We start from the raw sequence: 14,772 nt of genomic DNA, 5'->3' as shown, positions 1-14,772 counted from the left end.
ATATGCAGGCAGGATTTTTTATGGACAATCAAAAGCTGGAAAATCTGCTCAATCTGGCGCTGCAGACTCCTGAACCCTACCGGGAAAAATCCCTTCAGCTCAATGTAGGCTTTGACCCGCTGCTTCAGGAATGGGAAGTCATCATCCGCTATATCGGGGAACTGCAGCCGCTTCTGGCCGGTTTTCCGGAAGTTCAGGCCACCCCTCTGCTGGGCGGTTTCGCAATTCTGCGCCTGCCCCAGCAGCTGATCGACCCGGTTTCTGCGCTCCCGGAGATCATCTATGTAGAAAAACCAAAACGGCTGTTTTTCGCCGCGGACGGCGGCGTGGCGGCCTCCTGTATCCCTCCGATGTACCAGCCTCCCTATGGACTCACCGGGCGGGGCGTGCTGGTGGCTGTCATTGATTCCGGCCTTGACTATGCCCATCCTGATTTCCGCAATCCTGACGGCAGCAGCAGGGTATTGGAATACTGGGATCAGACAGTACCCGGCCGGCCGCCGGAAGGATATCCTGTGGGTTCCCTGTTTTCCAAAGCCGATCTGGACGCAATTCTCCGGGGAGATTCTTCTGAATTACAGCCTTCTGCCGATACCTCCGGACACGGCACAGGAGTGGCGGGAATCGCTGCCGGCAACGGAAGAGCGGAAAATGGGTTATATCAGGGCGTGGCTCCGGAAGCCGACCTGCTGATTGTCAAGCTGGGCCGCCCTCCTGGCCTTTCTCCTGAGCAGACCTTTCCCCGAACCACGGAACTGATGATGGGAATTGATTTCGCGGTACGGAGGGCAGCCTCTTTGCGCATGCCTCTCGCCCTGAACCTCAGCTTCGGCAACAATTATGGTTCACATGACGGCAGTTCCCTTCTGGAAACCTATCTGGATATTGTGTCCGGCTTCTGGAAATGCAGCGTATGTATCGGCACCGGAAACGAAGGGACTTCCGGAGGCCATGTCTCCGGACAGCTCTCCGCCCAGGCTATTACCATCGATCTGAGCGTGGGCCCCTATCAGCCCTCTCTGGACCTGCAGATCTGGAAATCCTATGTGGATGAATTTGAAGTCCAGCTTCTTTCCCCCGCAGGCGTAACTGTGGGGCCGTTCCGGCAAATTCAGGGCGCCTCCTCCTTCGTCGTGGGGCGGACCAGGCTGCTGATCTATTATGGAGAGCCCTCCCCTTATCAGATCTCTCAGGAAATTTTCATGGATTTTTTGCCGGACGATACCTATATTGACAGCGGCGTATGGAAAATACAGCTCATTCCACGCCGTATTGTCGCCGGAAGATTCGATCTCTGGCTGCCTGGCAGCAGCGTGCGCAGTTCCTCCACCCGTTTCCTGCTCCCCACGCCGGACATCACGCTGACCATCCCCTCCACCTCCGGCGCGGCAATTTCAGTGGGAGCCTACGACAGCCGTTATCACTCCTATGCGCCGTTTTCCGGCAGAGGCTTCACCCGCCAGACCAATCTGGTTAAACCTGATCTGGCGGCTCCCGGGGTAGAAATCACGGCTCCCGCTCCCGGCGGCGGATACCTATCCTATACCGGCACCTCCTTTGCCACGCCTTTTGTAACCGGCAGCGCAGCGTTAATGATGGAATGGGGAATCCTTCAAAATCACGACCCTTTTCTCTATGGAGAAAAAATAAAGGCCTGGCTCCGCTATGGAGCCAGACCCCTCACAGGAATCCAGAATTATCCAAACCCGCAGGTGGGCTATGGGACATTGTGCCTGCAGAACAGCTTCTACCGGCAGATTACTTCAGGAAGCCGTTGACAATCTGGGCTTCCGCCTCTGCTTCTGTCAGCCCCAGGGTCATGAGCTTAATGATCTGATCCCCGGCAATCTTGCCGATAGCCGCCTCATGAATCAGCGCCGCGTCCGGATGATTCGCCGTGATCTCCGGCACAGCGCTGATTTTGGCATCGCCCATGATGATGGAATCACATTCAGAATGCCCGGCGCACCGGTTGTTTCCCCTGATTTTACTGATAAACAGCTGCGTGGACTGTTCCTTTGCCACAGATCGGGACACCACATTTGCTGAGGACCCCTCTCCGTCCAGATCCACCTCAAATTCCGATACAGCGTCCTGATGCCCGTGTGTCAGGAGCTTTTCTTTTATCACCAGTTTCGCGTTCTTCTCCAAATGCGCTATTGTCTGGCGTTTTGTGGAATCTACGCCTTTAATCTGTGTGGCCTCCATCTGCATGTAACTGTTTTCCCCTAAATACACAACAGTCTGGGGATTCATAATTCTCTCCCCGTTCCCGTCTCCCTCGCCGTAATGCTTCTCCACATAGCGGACAACAGAGTTTTTACCCACGAAAAAGCTGTGCACGCCGTCATGCTGCGCGTCCTGGTTTCCGCAGTTATGGATTCCGCAGCCCGCGATAATCGTCACATCGCAGTCGTCCCCGATATGAAAATCGTTATAGACCACTTCCTTCATCCCCGTCTCACTGATGATCACAGGGATATGGACGCTCTCGCGTTTCGTTCCGGATTTAATATTGATATCAATGCCGGACACATCTGTTTTTGTCACAATATCTATATTGGCCGTGGTATTTCTGGCCGCAGATTTCCCGTTTTCACGGATATTATAAGCCCCTTCCGGAACTTCATGCAGGTCCGCAACCTGCGCCAGCATTTCCTTCGCGATCTGGTCCATCACTCTGCCTCCTTCATATAGCGGCAGTTCACTGTGCCTGCCTGTCCCAGCAGTTCCGGCAGGATCTCATCCTTTGTTCCGGTTTTCCGTATCTGCCCGTCCGCTATCACAACGATTTCATCCGCAATATTCAGGATTCTCTCCTGATGGGAAATAATCAGAATGGTCCCCTGAATCTCCCTGTGCATCTTATCAAACACCTGGATCAGATTCTGAAAGCTCCACAAATCAATACCTGCTTCCGGCTCGTCAAATAAAGAAAGCTTTGTCTGCCTGGCGATGATCGTGGCGATCTCAATCCGCTTCAGCTCGCCGCCTGAAAGAGAGGCGTTTACCTCCCGGTTGATATAATCCCGGGCGCACAGCCCCACTTCCGAGAGATATTCGCAGGCGCCTGCGGTGCTGATCCGCTCTCCTGCCGCAAGTGTGATCAGATCCTTCACCGTCACCCCTTTAAAGCGGACCGGCTGCTGAAAAGCAAAACTGATTCCCGCCCTGGCCCGCTCTGTGATGCTCCAGTCAGTGATATCCGTGCCGTCCAGAAAAATCCTGCCCGAGGTAGGTTTTTCAATTCCGGCAATCACTTTTGCCAGGGTGGATTTACCTCCTCCATTGGGCCCTGTAATGGCTACAAATTTTTTATCCTCCACAGTCAGGCTCACATCCCTCAGGATGCCTTTTTCTTGATTACCGTCTTTTACGTCAAATGTCACATGCTCCAGTCTTAACATGTTTGACTCCTTTCCCTTTTATCTGCGGCCTCAGGGCCAGAATGGCAGCATCGCCATAAGAGGCGCCAATACCACTGTAAATATACCGGCCACTACGATTGCAAGGCTGCTCATCGCACCTTCCACTTCTCCGATCTCCAGCGCCTTGCTGGTGCCGATGGCATGAGCCGCGTTGCCGCAGGCCAGGCCCACCGCCACCGGATGGGTGATACGGAACACACGGCATACTGTTTTTGCCAGCACCGCCCCCAACAGGCCGGTAAACACCACCACTCCAACTGTGAGAGTGGAAATCCCCCCGATTTCCTTTGAAACTCCCATGGCGATAGCTGTGGTAATTGATTTTGGAAGCAGAGAAGCATAAATTTCCTTTGATGTATGAAACACCAGGCACAAACCCAGAACTGACACAGCCCCGGCTGCGCAGCCCGCCGCCAGGCTTCCGAGTATGGCCCAGATATTTTTCTTTAATACGCTGACTTTCCGGTACATGGGCACTGCCAGGCACACCGTGGCCGGCGTGAGGAGCCAGGTCAGAAATCCTGCGCTCTGATCATAAGTCTGAAAATCAATCCCAAGCAGGCACAGCGTCCCGATCACCAGCGCCGAGGCTATGAGCAGCGGGTTGCATACCGTATAGGGGAACCGCTTTGCAATCTTTGTACCGACCCAATAACAGCCCAGAGACAGAGTACATCCAAAAAATGAAGACTGCAGAAACATTTCATTCATTCTCTTTCTCCCGCCTCTCTTCCTTCCTGCGGATCATCCACTGCGCCGTCCGCCCCGTCACTGCCATGACCGCCACTGTGCTGACCAGCACGATCACAAGCAAAGGGACCAGACTCTGTAGAACCGTATCCCAAATGGTCATCAGGCTTACCGCCGCCGCAATAAACAGAGCCGGCATAATCTGCAGCAAAAAATCCGCGGCGTCCTCTATCTGAGAAAGCTTTACAACCTTCAGCAAAAGGCAGACAAACAGCAGGATCAGGCCGTATACGCTGGCCGGCACCGGTAAAGGAATCACTATATGGAGCAGTTCCCCTGCCAGGGAAAAAACCAATATCACCAGAAATTGAAACAATACCTTCATATTATGCCCTTATTCTCCACGGAAAAACGACGTTTTTCATCTGGAATTCCCAAAATACTCTTCCAGTTTGACGACAAAAACGCTGGATTCCAACGGAAATCCAGCGTCTCGAAGTAGTGCAGTTGGCGGGACTTGAACCCGCACGAGCGCTATGCTCACATGAACCTGAATCATGCGCGTATGCCAATTCCGCCACAACTGCGCACCGTTGCACGTTTGACTTTCATCTTCCCGTACAACGTTGATTATATTATCATAGTTCTAAAAACTTGTCAACAGATTTTTATTATTTTTTTGAAATTACGGTCAACTTTGCTTTTCACACAGCCAGTATCCTTTTCCTCGGATATTCTGCAGTATTTCTCTGCCGCATCCGTCAGCCAGTTTTCTTTTCAGCCGGCTGAAATGTACCCTCAAAATTGAGGAAGAAGGATCAAAATTCTCATCATAGATATGTTCTGCCACCTCTTCCGCCGTGGTGACTGCAGGGTGTTTCTGTGCAAGGTATTCAAGGATATCAAACTCTTTTGGCGCCAGCAGGATTGGAACTCCATTTGCCGCTGCAGTGCGCGTCGCCGGGTTGATTGACAGTTCCCCGATGGTAATGACCGGGTTTGTACGGCCATGGAAACGGCGTACCACAGCCTGAATTCTTGCCCGCAGTTCCAGCAGCTGGAATGGTTTGGTAATATAATCATCCGCACCCAGATCCAGCCCTAAAGCCCGTTCCTCTATTTCATCCCGGGCTGAAATAATCAACACAGGCGTTTCAATACCGGACTCTCTTAAAAATTGCAATATTTCTATTCCGTCTTTATCTGGCAGGTTAAGGTCCAGCAGAATCACATCATATTCATTTACATAAGCCTTTTCTTCCCCTTCGGCTCCCAGATTAGATACGTCTACATAGAAGCCGTATTTCTCTAATCCTTTCTTCATTGATGCCGCAAGGTCCCTGTCGTCTTCGATGATTAAAAGAAGCATTTATCCATTCCTCTTTATCGTTATTATTTAACTTCCAAATCCCAGAGAATAAAATGCCTTTACGGCACTTTGATCCACATTGCCGTCTAAAAACAACATAAAATAAGGACCGTTAATCGCAGCGATTTCTACTGCTTTTCCGTTCAGAATAACCTGATTCGCATCATAGGCGTCAAAATAAGCGTTTGAAGTATATGGATCATACTGCAGAAACACTACATTTCCATAGGCGATTCCTTTTTCTGCTCCTATATCTTTCACATCTATTGATGCAGGATCTCCGCTGATGCAGCCAGCCTTTTTTACTGCCTCGATTAAATTGTCAAGATTATAAGCCGTATCTGATTTCTGATTTCCGGAAGGACTTTGGGTGTTCTTTGTTTTTTGTGCAGCCGAGGCGCTTTCGGCCGTCTTATCGGAACAGGCAGCCAAAGAAAGCATCATAATCACAGTGAGTATAACCAAAGCACATTTTTTCATTATATTATATCTCCTTAATTTGTGTTTAATTTCGTTCCGACAGGATTCGATTGGGCTCAAACCTGGTGATATACAGAATTCCTGCCGCGCTGGATATTCCTGCCAGCACCAGCGCCACCAGGCTGATTTCCACAGCTGCGGCTGAAGTCATGCGGATTTCAACCGTCTGAAAGTTTTCTTCCTGTCCTGAATCGGACGGGCCGGTTTTCACAGTCTGCTGCGTCAGGATCTCCGCCGCCGGCCCTGCAGCCGCTGTTCCGCCGCCCAGGCCGATTGCCAGGCATACTGCTGTAATCAGGACAGTCTCAGTAAGCATGCCGAGAATAACATTCCCCTTTTTCATACCCATGGCCCGCAAAACGCCCACTTCATATTTTCGTTCACGCATGGACATTACTGATACCAGGACCAAAACAGCCGCGCCCAAAGCCAATACAATCATCAAAAATATATTGCTGATTTTTGACAGTTTTTCCGCCGGGCCCACAACCTGCTTATATTCTTCTTCATTCACTGTAACAGAGCAGTCAGGGGGCAGGCCTTTATCCCGTAATTCCTTTTCAAAATCTTCCAGCGAATCCGGATTTTTCAGAAAATAGGCAGCCTCAAACTGCCGTCCCGTGCTGTTTGCGATAAAGTCTATTGCAATTGCGGTTTCTGCCGTGGTTATCATTTCGTTATTCCTGTTATATAAGGGCATTCCCGCCTGTCCTCCGGTACCGTTTATCGAGTTGTCTGAGTAGATGCCGGAAACCGTCAGCGCAGCTGTCCCGTCTTTTCCGGTCCCGGCGGGTGCAATCTTTACCCGGGAACCAACGGACAGACCATTGAGTTTGGCAAAGTCTTCGCTGACCAGACATTCATCTTTTTTTTCCGGCGCGCTTCCCTGGGCAATGCTGCGCAGACCCTTGCGGAACTCTTCACTCAAATCGGTCCGGGAAGTAGACACAAGGATTACGTTTGCATTTTCATCCGGTATTTCCTCGTCCAGGGCTCTGAGACCGTCCAGCCTTCCGTATGACCTCATGGAAAGTTCCATTTTCTGCAGCAGATCCGATTCCCCGTACTTCAGATAATCTGACAGTTCCGGTTCCTTCGCGCCTGCGGATACGATGAAGACCTGGCTGCCAAACTGCGCCCGGGCATTGCTGATAATTGACTTTGTGCTTCCGCTGATCAAAAAAGATACCGTAACGGCAAAAATAATCAGGAAAGTAATCAATGCCAGAATAATATTGCGCCCCTTATTCCGGAATATGTTCCGGACGGCATTTTGAAAAAGATACATATGAGCCTCCTCCAGGCTGCTTTGAAGCAGCGGGCCGGTTTACTTTAAAAACACAAGATTCCCGGCGTTTAATCCCCACAGTTCATCGGCATAACCGGAGACCGCTTTCGAATGGGTGACAACAATAACACATTTTCCTTTCTCATGGGCCAGGGACTGAAGTATTTCCATAATATTTTTTTCCGTATCTCCGTCCAGGTTCCCTGTGGGTTCATCTGCAATGATGATGTCAGGATCGTGAGAGATCGCGCGGGCAATACCTACCCGCTGCTGTTCCCCGCCGGACAGTTTGAGCACTTTCCGCTCTGCGGTCTCCTGATCAATCCCAACCTTTTCTAAAATCTGCAGGGCATATTCTTTTTTGTTCTTCCTCCTGCTGCCGCTGATGTTCATGGAAAGTAAAATATTTTCCAGCGCCGTGGCATTCGTCAGCAGGTTATAACCCTGGAAAATAACCCCGATACTCTTTGCACGGTAACAGTCTCTGTCAAGGGTTTTCATATCCCGCCCTTCAAAGAGCATGGCGCCGCTGGTACAAAGATCCAACCCGGATATCAGGGAAAGTAAAGTGCTTTTTCCCGCGCCGGATTTTCCCATCACCACATAAAGCTTGCCGGATTCAAACTCTATGTTAATATCTTTTAATACCTTTTTAGCAGTTCCGGCATACTGGTAGGATACCTGTTCCAATTTTAATACTTCCATTATCTTAGTTCCTTTCAGACAAAATTTTGACCGCTTCATACCGCGTGATATATATTATCCCGGACGCACTGGACAGGAGGGCCAGGAGCAAGGCGATGGATACGATTTTTCCGATTGCCTCTCCACTCAACTGCACATTAATTTCTGTCACTGCATTTTCACTGGTTTGTATCCCGGTGCTTGCCTCCGTGTTGTTGAACTGTACCGGTTCCGACTGGTAAGCCTGTACCTGGCTCTGCAGCAGCGCATCTGCAACAGGTTCAGAAACAGCCGCGCCGGTCCCCAGGCCGATGGCAAGGCTGGCTGCTGTGATCGCCAGCATCTCTGTGACCATACCCAGCGCAACCTTTCCTTTTTTCATCCCCATAGCTCTTAAAACGCCTACTTCATATTTTCGTTCGCGGATCGCCATTGTTGAGAGCAGCATAAGGATAAGAGAACCAAGCACCAGAACCACGATGAGGAAAATAGTCACAATGCGGGACAGTCCTTCTACCGGGCCCACTACTTTATTGTATTTCGCAGCATCCGCCGAAACAGTATAATAGTCAGGAAGACCCTTATCATACAATTCCTGCTGAAACGCTTCGGCCAGCTCCGGATTTTTCAGTACAAACGCTGCCTGCACCTCCAGCATACCGCTGTCTTTTGATTTTTGGTACAGAGGAAGGCCGGTAAAAGTTTCAAGGCTGGTCAGAATCTCATTCCCCCGGTTTGTGGTGGCAGTGACCATTCCCCCATTTTCCGCAGGCGTATGATCCTCATAAATTCCGCTGACCGTCAAAATCTGGGTTACCGGTTCCTCACCAGTATAGGAATAGTTTGTAAATATGATTTGGGAACCTGCCGTCAGGCCATTGAGTTCCGCAAATTTCTGACTTACAATACATTCATCTTTGTCTTCATAAATTTTCCCTTCAATAATTTTTCGCAGCCCATTTTGAAACTCTGCGCTGATCTCAGGGTCGGAAAATCCAATCAGGGTTGCAATAGGCCTGGTTAAAAAGGTTCCTCCCCCGCTTCCCTGCTGTTCCTGTCCGCCTTCTTCCCGGGTCAGTCCAGTCCCTTCTGTTTTTCCCTGGTCCAGAACCTTCAGCCCTTCCATCAGTACATACGCATTGGCAGCAAACTCTTTACTTTTGAGCAGCTCTGACTCTCCATATTTTTGATAATCCTCCAGAGCAGGAATCATCAGATTTTCCAGAGGAATATTCTGTTCCTCAATTACTTTGTTGCTGCGGATTAAAGTCACTTCAGAACCAAATTTAGCTTTATAAAACTCGGTCACGCTCTTTGCCGCTGTATTGATGACAATGGATACTGCTGCTGACAGAATCATCAGAAATATGATGCAAAACAGCAGGATATTCCTTCCCTTATTTCTCCAAATGTTTTTTATTGCATTTATGAAAATATACATATTGCCTGATCCCTCCGCTTCCTTGAGATTCGGACTGCAGTCCGGACTACAGGGAGGATTATAGCACGCCTTATGTTTCGCGAATGTTTCCTTTTCCCCGGAAATCAAAGTTTCTTTCTGAGGAAACGACAGATAAAAGGTGGCCCCCTGGCCCGGGCTGCTGTCCACTGCCGCAAACCCTCCGCACAAATCGCAGACATGAGCTACAAGGCTCAGCCCGATGCCATAACCATTTTTGTTAAGGGGATTCACCCGATAATGATGGGCAAAAATTTTCCGCTGGTCTTCCAGAGAAATTCCGGGGCCCTGATCTTTTACCGCTACGATCACACTTCCATGTTCACATTTTACCCGTACCTCCACGGGCCTGCCTTCCCCATATTTCACCGCATTATCCACCAGATTGCTGATTGCCCTGATAATCCATCGTTCTTTTCCGGATATGATGGTTTTTTCACTCTCGTCAAAATCAAAAGAAATTACATCTGTTATTTTCTTGTAGGCGTCACACACAATAGCACATACTGCCGTCACATCCACTGCAGCTGCGGGATCCGCGGCGCTGTCGCTCAGTGTGAGAATATCGTCGATTCCGGCAGTCAATGTATCCAGCTCTGTCAGATATGTGCTGTTTTCCTCCAGTTCCATGCGGGTACGCATCCGCGCAATAATATTTTTCTGTTCGTGGGACAGGTACGAATTCAGACGTTTATAATTGTCAAAAGAATGATCCAACTTTTTTTGTAAGGAATCGTATGCTGTTTCCAGATCGCCCTCCGTATCCCATATTGTTTCTTCTTCCGCAATCCTCCAAAGTTTTCCTGCTATCCGCCGGGTATTTTGGGTCTGTATTCGTTTCAAAATGAACCAGAATGCCACAGAAGTTACCAGTAAAAAAAGGCAGAAGAAAATGGCCAAGGGAATTAGTGATCTGACCATATGCGCATGATAGGCATCATTTAACCGCGCCGTATCTACGATCTGCCCGGGGCCGATCATCCCAAACACGTTTTCCTGTATTTGATACTGCACAGGCCTGTCCAGCGCATAATATACACCGTCAGTCATAAACAGCGCATCCTTCCGCTGAAGCTGCTGCTGAAACATAAGTATGCCTGTCAAAAACGCGATTGTTACAAGCAAGGTATAGCCAATAATAACAACACCGATTTTTAGTTTTTCTTTTTTCTTCGATGCCGGTTCCTTTAAAGATCGTTTCATCCACTTCCCCTCCTTATCTCACTAAATACTTATTGTACAAAATCAAATGTTACTTCAGTGCTTCCTGCCCTAAATTCCAGAGGAACTTCCCATTTCATAAAAAAGGAGCTGCCGCTTCACGATTCTTAAATCGTAAAGCGGCAGCTCCTTTTTCATCCTTGATGCAGTTGGCGGGACTTGAACCCGCACGAGCGTTATGCTCACATGAACCTGAATCATGCGCGTATGCCAATTCCGCCACAACTGCGCACCGCTGCACATTCAACTCATGTTTCCTGTGCAACGTTGATTATATTACCATACTTCCAAAAAGCTGTCAATACTTTTTTAAGATTTTTACAGATATCTTTCACACAGCTGCCAGTATGAAGCGCCATATGCCAGTACCGCAGACATCAGCAGCACTGCATTGCTATAATTGATTCTGCTGGTCCTGACCTGGATCAGCCTGGTGTTCAAAATCAAATACAGCGGAAACATCAGCGGCAGGTAATACCGCCCCTGCACCCCCTGGATCGCAGTCGCTCCCGGCACATTATAGGCAATATACATGGAGGTCCAAACCAGCGCCACGCTCACTGCCACCACCGCAAATATACCGATCCGCCGTCCAGCCTTCAGCCGGATATGCTCCTCCTCATGCCTGTCCGTGGCGATCACCGCAAAGGCAATCAGATACACCAGATAAAACCGTTGATACACTCCCAGGTGGCCGAACTGGCAGAACACCCACTTTCCGGCAAAATCCTCCGGTAGGGTCTCAAAGATATTTTTCAGCAGAACCTGAGCATACTGCAAAGGCTGTCCCAGCACATATTGGCTCATCTGAAGCCCCGGGTCCACCGCCCCGCCCCTCACATCGCCCGTTCCCGGAGAGAGCAGGGTGGGGATGACGAAGGACGCCATCAGCAGAAGGAACCCCAAGGCATAGCCCCCTCTCCAGCACCATCCCTGCCATTTCTTCTTAAAGCCGGACAAAGGAAGGAATAATCCCAGCAGCAGCAGCGGCGCATACACCGCCTTGGGCAGAATGCCTCCGCAGAGTATTAAAATAGAAAGCAGGCAGACCCACCAGGAAATCTTTCCTTCCGGCTTGTACATTTCCCGGAAAAGCAGCGCCAGTCCCAGCATCACACAGGCCAGTACCACGCTGTCATAGGTGTAGGTCACCGCCAGGAACAGAACTTCAGGCATCAGGCTGATCAGCAGCATGATCCGTTTCCCCACCGGCGTAAAACGAATGGCCAGAAACATCATTATACAATAGAATACCAGCCCGCCGATCCTTCCGGCCATATAAACCCAGGTGTAAGACATGCCCAGGGCGCGGGCCAGTTTAATTCCCACCGCATGAGGCAGATATCCGGGAGTATAAATCCCGCTGGTATCCCCGTCCACAACCGCTGTCACTCCATTATCCGCATATTCGTTCAGCGTATCCCTCACTTTGTCCAGCTCCGGCTTGGACTGCGGCACATTCAGAGGCCAGTTTTCCAGGGAGGACGCATCCATCATTTTAGGATAGAGCACAGTGTCCTCAGCGCTTCCCGGCCATATTGACAGCTGATAGGCGCGGCGGAAATGCGTCTCTTCATCCCAGCCCACCTTCGTCGGCGGAAATGCAAATATCAGGATCATCCCCACGCTGAGGGCGATCCATAAAAAGCCATATTCCGGATGAGTCCCCACATGCCCCCAGAAGAGAATCAACAGCATCAGGCCGCCCGCAATGGCAGCCGTGAGCAGAAGCCTCACCAGGTTCACCGCCGGACGGTTATCCACAGACAAATGAAAAATTTCCAGGCTCATCCCATTCAGCTCTTCTTCTGTATATGCGCTGTCAAGCCGGTCAAAATTCAGGCTCATCTGAATTTTTTCCACCCGTTCGCCCAGTTCGATTGCAGAAGACCCGATGACCCTGGGACTGGAATCCTTCAGCTTCAAAACCTCCCGTTCGCCGTAAGGGTTCAGATAAGTTACTGATACGTCCATATCCAAAAGGGTATCAAAAGAATACTCATAAGAGAAATATTTCACATATCGCCCGCCCAGATCTACTGTCAGGGCGCCGCCCTTCCGGACATCCAGAGCATATCGGGCTTCTTCATCCCCCATTCCGCTCTTACCTTCCAGATTCACCTGCTGGAGGCCTCTTTCCTCTTCCGGCAGGAATAAAAGATTCCAATTAGAAGCCAGCTCCACAACAACGCAGGCCAGTACCACAAACAGCGCTGCCAGCAAATATTTCCACTTCCCTATTTTCTTTGCCATATTAACTATTCTTTCCCGCATTTTCCTCACTTATCCTCCGTCCGCCGCTTATACAGATTTTCATTCTACTACACTTCAGCCAAATAAGCAACCCTCTCCCCATTCCGGCATTGCTGAAGGTTATATTGTAAGATTATTTTCAGTTGATTTCTATGAAAAAGGGATTGATTTTTCTTTTTTCTTATGCTATACTATTTTCGTTGCTCAGGCAGCGGGCGGGAATGCTGGAATTGGCAGACAGGCATGACTAAGGATCATGTTTCCGTAGGAAGTGTGGGTTCAAGTCCCATTTCCCGCATCTTTGAAGAAATCCCGCAACCATGATGGAGTGGTTCATCCCCCCATGGTTGCGGGATTTTTTTATTGCATAGGAAACTGCGTTCCCTATGCAGCAAAACCCTCCAGGTTCATATTCATACTGAAATTCCCCGGCTTGTACACCGCAACTGCGATGATGTATCTTTTTGTATACATCCCTTGCATTTTAATTTTATTTGTTATATGATTTTAACAAAAGAAGAACAAGGGAGGTATCACCATGCGTGGAAATGTCATTGTCGGACAATCTGGCGGGCCCACAGCAGTAATCAACTCCAGCCTGGTAGGAGTTTTTAAAACTGCGGTGGATCGCGGCGCAGACAAAGTATACGGCATGCTTAACGGAATTCAGGGACTTCTGGAGGAACGCTATGTGGATTTATCCGAACACATCTGCAGCGAGCTGGACATTGAGCTGCTGAAGCGCACCCCTTCCGCATTTCTGGGTTCCTGCCGTTTTAAACTACCGGAGATAAAAGACGATACCAAAATATACGACCGGATTTTTGAGATACTGGATGGGCTCCATATTGAATATTTCTTCTATATCGGAGGAAATGATTCCATGGACACCATTAAAAAGCTGACGGATTATTCGCTGCTCAACGGAAGCCACATAAAGTTCATGGGCGTGCCCAAAACCATCGACAATGATCTGGACGTAACAGACCATACTCCTGGCTATGGCAGCGCTGCAAAGTATATCGGTTCCATCACCAAAGAGGTGATTCGCGACGGCCTGGTATATGACCGGCAGAGCGTAAGCATTCTGGAAATCATGGGCAGAAACGCCGGATGGCTGACAGGCGCAGCAGCCCTGGCTAAATGCGAAGACTGCGAAGGCCCTGATATGATCTTTCTGCCCGAGATTCCCTTTGATGTGGAATCCTTCCTGAAAAAGATCTCTGAGCTCCATAAGACAAAAAAGTCGATTGTCGTAGCGGTATCAGAAGGCATCAGGCTGGCGGACGGGAGATATGTCAACGAGCTGGCTTCAGACGGCCCGGATTTTGTGGACGCTTTCGGCCATAAAGAGCTCACAGGCACGGCCCGGTATCTGGCCGGCCGGATCTCCTCTGAATTGGGTTCTAAAGCCAGAGCAATCGAATTCAGCACTTTACAGCGCTGCGCTTCTCATATTGTCTCCAGAGTGGATATCACTGAGGCGTTCCAGGTGGGCGGCGCCGCGGTAAAAGCTGCTTTTGAAGGGGAGACCGGCAAAATGATCATTCTGAAACGTATTTCCGACGACCCTTATATCTGCGTGACTGATACTTACGACGTACATAAAATCGCAAATGTGGAGAAAAAAGTTCCCAGAGAATGGATCACTCCTTCAGGAGACAACGTGATGCCCAGATTTATCAATTATATCAAACCGCTGATTCAGGCAGAGCTCACTCCGATTATGGTGGACGGGCTGCCACGCCATCTGACGCTGAATGATCTTCTCAAAAAAGCTTAAAAATCAAGAGTCCGGCTTTCCGGACTCTCGTGCCGAAGCGCGATCCCCCCGGAGGGTTTTATTACATAGGGAACGCAGTTTCCTGTGTAATGAAAAAGAATCCCGCTGGCGGGATTC

Annotated in this window: 12 protein-coding genes and 3 tRNA genes; 3 read left to right on the top strand and 12 right to left on the bottom strand. The window is 49.6% G+C overall.

Annotated elements, in window-relative coordinates; all coding sequences use genetic code 11:
* Positions 1-20 precede the first annotated feature (20 nt).
* Positions 21-1,778 carry a S8 family peptidase gene (locus EV209_RS14765; protein ID WP_130436237.1) on the top strand — a complete coding sequence of 586 codons (1,758 nt, stop codon included), beginning with the start codon at positions 21-23 and terminating at the stop codon, positions 1,776-1,778.
* Here EV209_RS14765 and EV209_RS14760 read toward each other — a convergent pair.
* The 12 genes from EV209_RS14760 to EV209_RS14705 all read right to left on the bottom strand — a co-directional run bounded on the left by EV209_RS14760 (position 1,759) and on the right by EV209_RS14705 (position 12,872).
* The gene (locus tag EV209_RS14760) at positions 1,759-2,676 is read right to left on the bottom strand and encodes a SufB/SufD family protein (protein WP_130436236.1); all 918 of its coding nucleotides are present in this window, start codon (positions 2,674-2,676) and stop codon (positions 1,759-1,761) included. The two genes, EV209_RS14765 and EV209_RS14760, sit on opposite strands and share 20 nt — an antisense overlap.
* Complete coding sequence (locus EV209_RS14755) at positions 2,676-3,407, bottom strand: ABC transporter ATP-binding protein (protein ID WP_130436235.1); 732 nt, start codon at positions 3,405-3,407, stop codon at positions 2,676-2,678. The genes EV209_RS14760 and EV209_RS14755 overlap by 1 nt, the downstream gene beginning before the upstream one ends.
* Before the next feature lie 30 nt (positions 3,408-3,437).
* Positions 3,438-4,139, bottom strand: a complete 702-nt coding sequence (locus EV209_RS14750; protein WP_130436234.1) for an LrgB family protein — start codon at positions 4,137-4,139, stop codon at positions 3,438-3,440.
* Positions 4,132-4,503, bottom strand: a complete 372-nt coding sequence (locus tag EV209_RS14745; RefSeq protein ID WP_130436233.1) for a CidA/LrgA family protein — start codon at positions 4,501-4,503, stop codon at positions 4,132-4,134. Before EV209_RS14745 ends, EV209_RS14750 begins: the two co-directional genes overlap by 8 nt.
* 117 nt (positions 4,504-4,620) lie before the next feature.
* Positions 4,621-4,705 (bottom strand) — tRNA-Leu (locus tag EV209_RS14740).
* Positions 4,706-4,809: 104 nt separating this feature from the next.
* The gene (locus tag EV209_RS14735) at positions 4,810-5,487 is read right to left on the bottom strand and encodes a response regulator transcription factor (RefSeq protein WP_130436232.1); all 678 of its coding nucleotides are present in this window, start codon (positions 5,485-5,487) and stop codon (positions 4,810-4,812) included.
* A gap of 27 nt (positions 5,488-5,514) precedes the next feature.
* Positions 5,515-5,967, bottom strand: coding sequence for a hypothetical protein (locus tag EV209_RS14730; RefSeq protein WP_130436231.1), 453 nt, complete (start codon positions 5,965-5,967; stop codon positions 5,515-5,517).
* A 25-nt stretch (positions 5,968-5,992) separates the two neighbouring features.
* On the bottom strand, positions 5,993-7,255 hold the full coding sequence (locus EV209_RS14725; protein ID WP_130436230.1) for an ABC transporter permease: 1,263 nt from the start codon (positions 7,253-7,255) through the stop codon (positions 5,993-5,995).
* Positions 7,256-7,294: 39 nt separating this feature from the next.
* Positions 7,295-7,960 (bottom strand): ABC transporter ATP-binding protein, encoded by a 666-nt coding sequence (locus EV209_RS14720; RefSeq protein ID WP_130436229.1) that lies wholly within the window; start codon positions 7,958-7,960, stop codon positions 7,295-7,297.
* 4 nt (positions 7,961-7,964) lie between these two features.
* Complete coding sequence (locus EV209_RS14715; protein WP_130436228.1) at positions 7,965-10,601, bottom strand: ATP-binding protein; 2,637 nt, start codon at positions 10,599-10,601, stop codon at positions 7,965-7,967.
* A 162-nt stretch (positions 10,602-10,763) separates the two neighbouring features.
* Positions 10,764-10,848 (bottom strand) — tRNA-Leu (locus EV209_RS14710).
* A gap of 89 nt (positions 10,849-10,937) precedes the next feature.
* Entirely contained in the window at positions 10,938-12,872 is a 1,935-nt protein-coding gene (locus EV209_RS14705) for a DUF2142 domain-containing protein (RefSeq protein ID WP_165388947.1), read from the bottom strand.
* Positions 12,873-13,087: 215 nt separating this feature from the next.
* On the opposite strand from EV209_RS14705, the gene EV209_RS14700 reads away from it, so the two are divergent.
* Both EV209_RS14700 and EV209_RS14695 read left to right on the top strand, forming a co-directional pair.
* Positions 13,088-13,170: transfer RNA gene (locus tag EV209_RS14700), tRNA-Leu, on the top strand.
* A 240-nt stretch (positions 13,171-13,410) separates the two neighbouring features.
* Entirely contained in the window at positions 13,411-14,655 is a 1,245-nt protein-coding gene (locus EV209_RS14695; RefSeq protein ID WP_130436226.1) for a 6-phosphofructokinase, read from the top strand.
* Positions 14,656-14,772: the final 117 nt, after the last annotated feature.

It is taken from the genome of Cuneatibacter caecimuris, assembly GCF_004216775.1.
Classification (GTDB): Bacteria; Bacillota; Clostridia; order Lachnospirales; family Lachnospiraceae; genus Cuneatibacter; species Cuneatibacter caecimuris.
The sequence above is the reverse complement of the archived record's forward strand: the minus strand, read 5'-3'. Positions and strand labels throughout refer to the sequence as shown.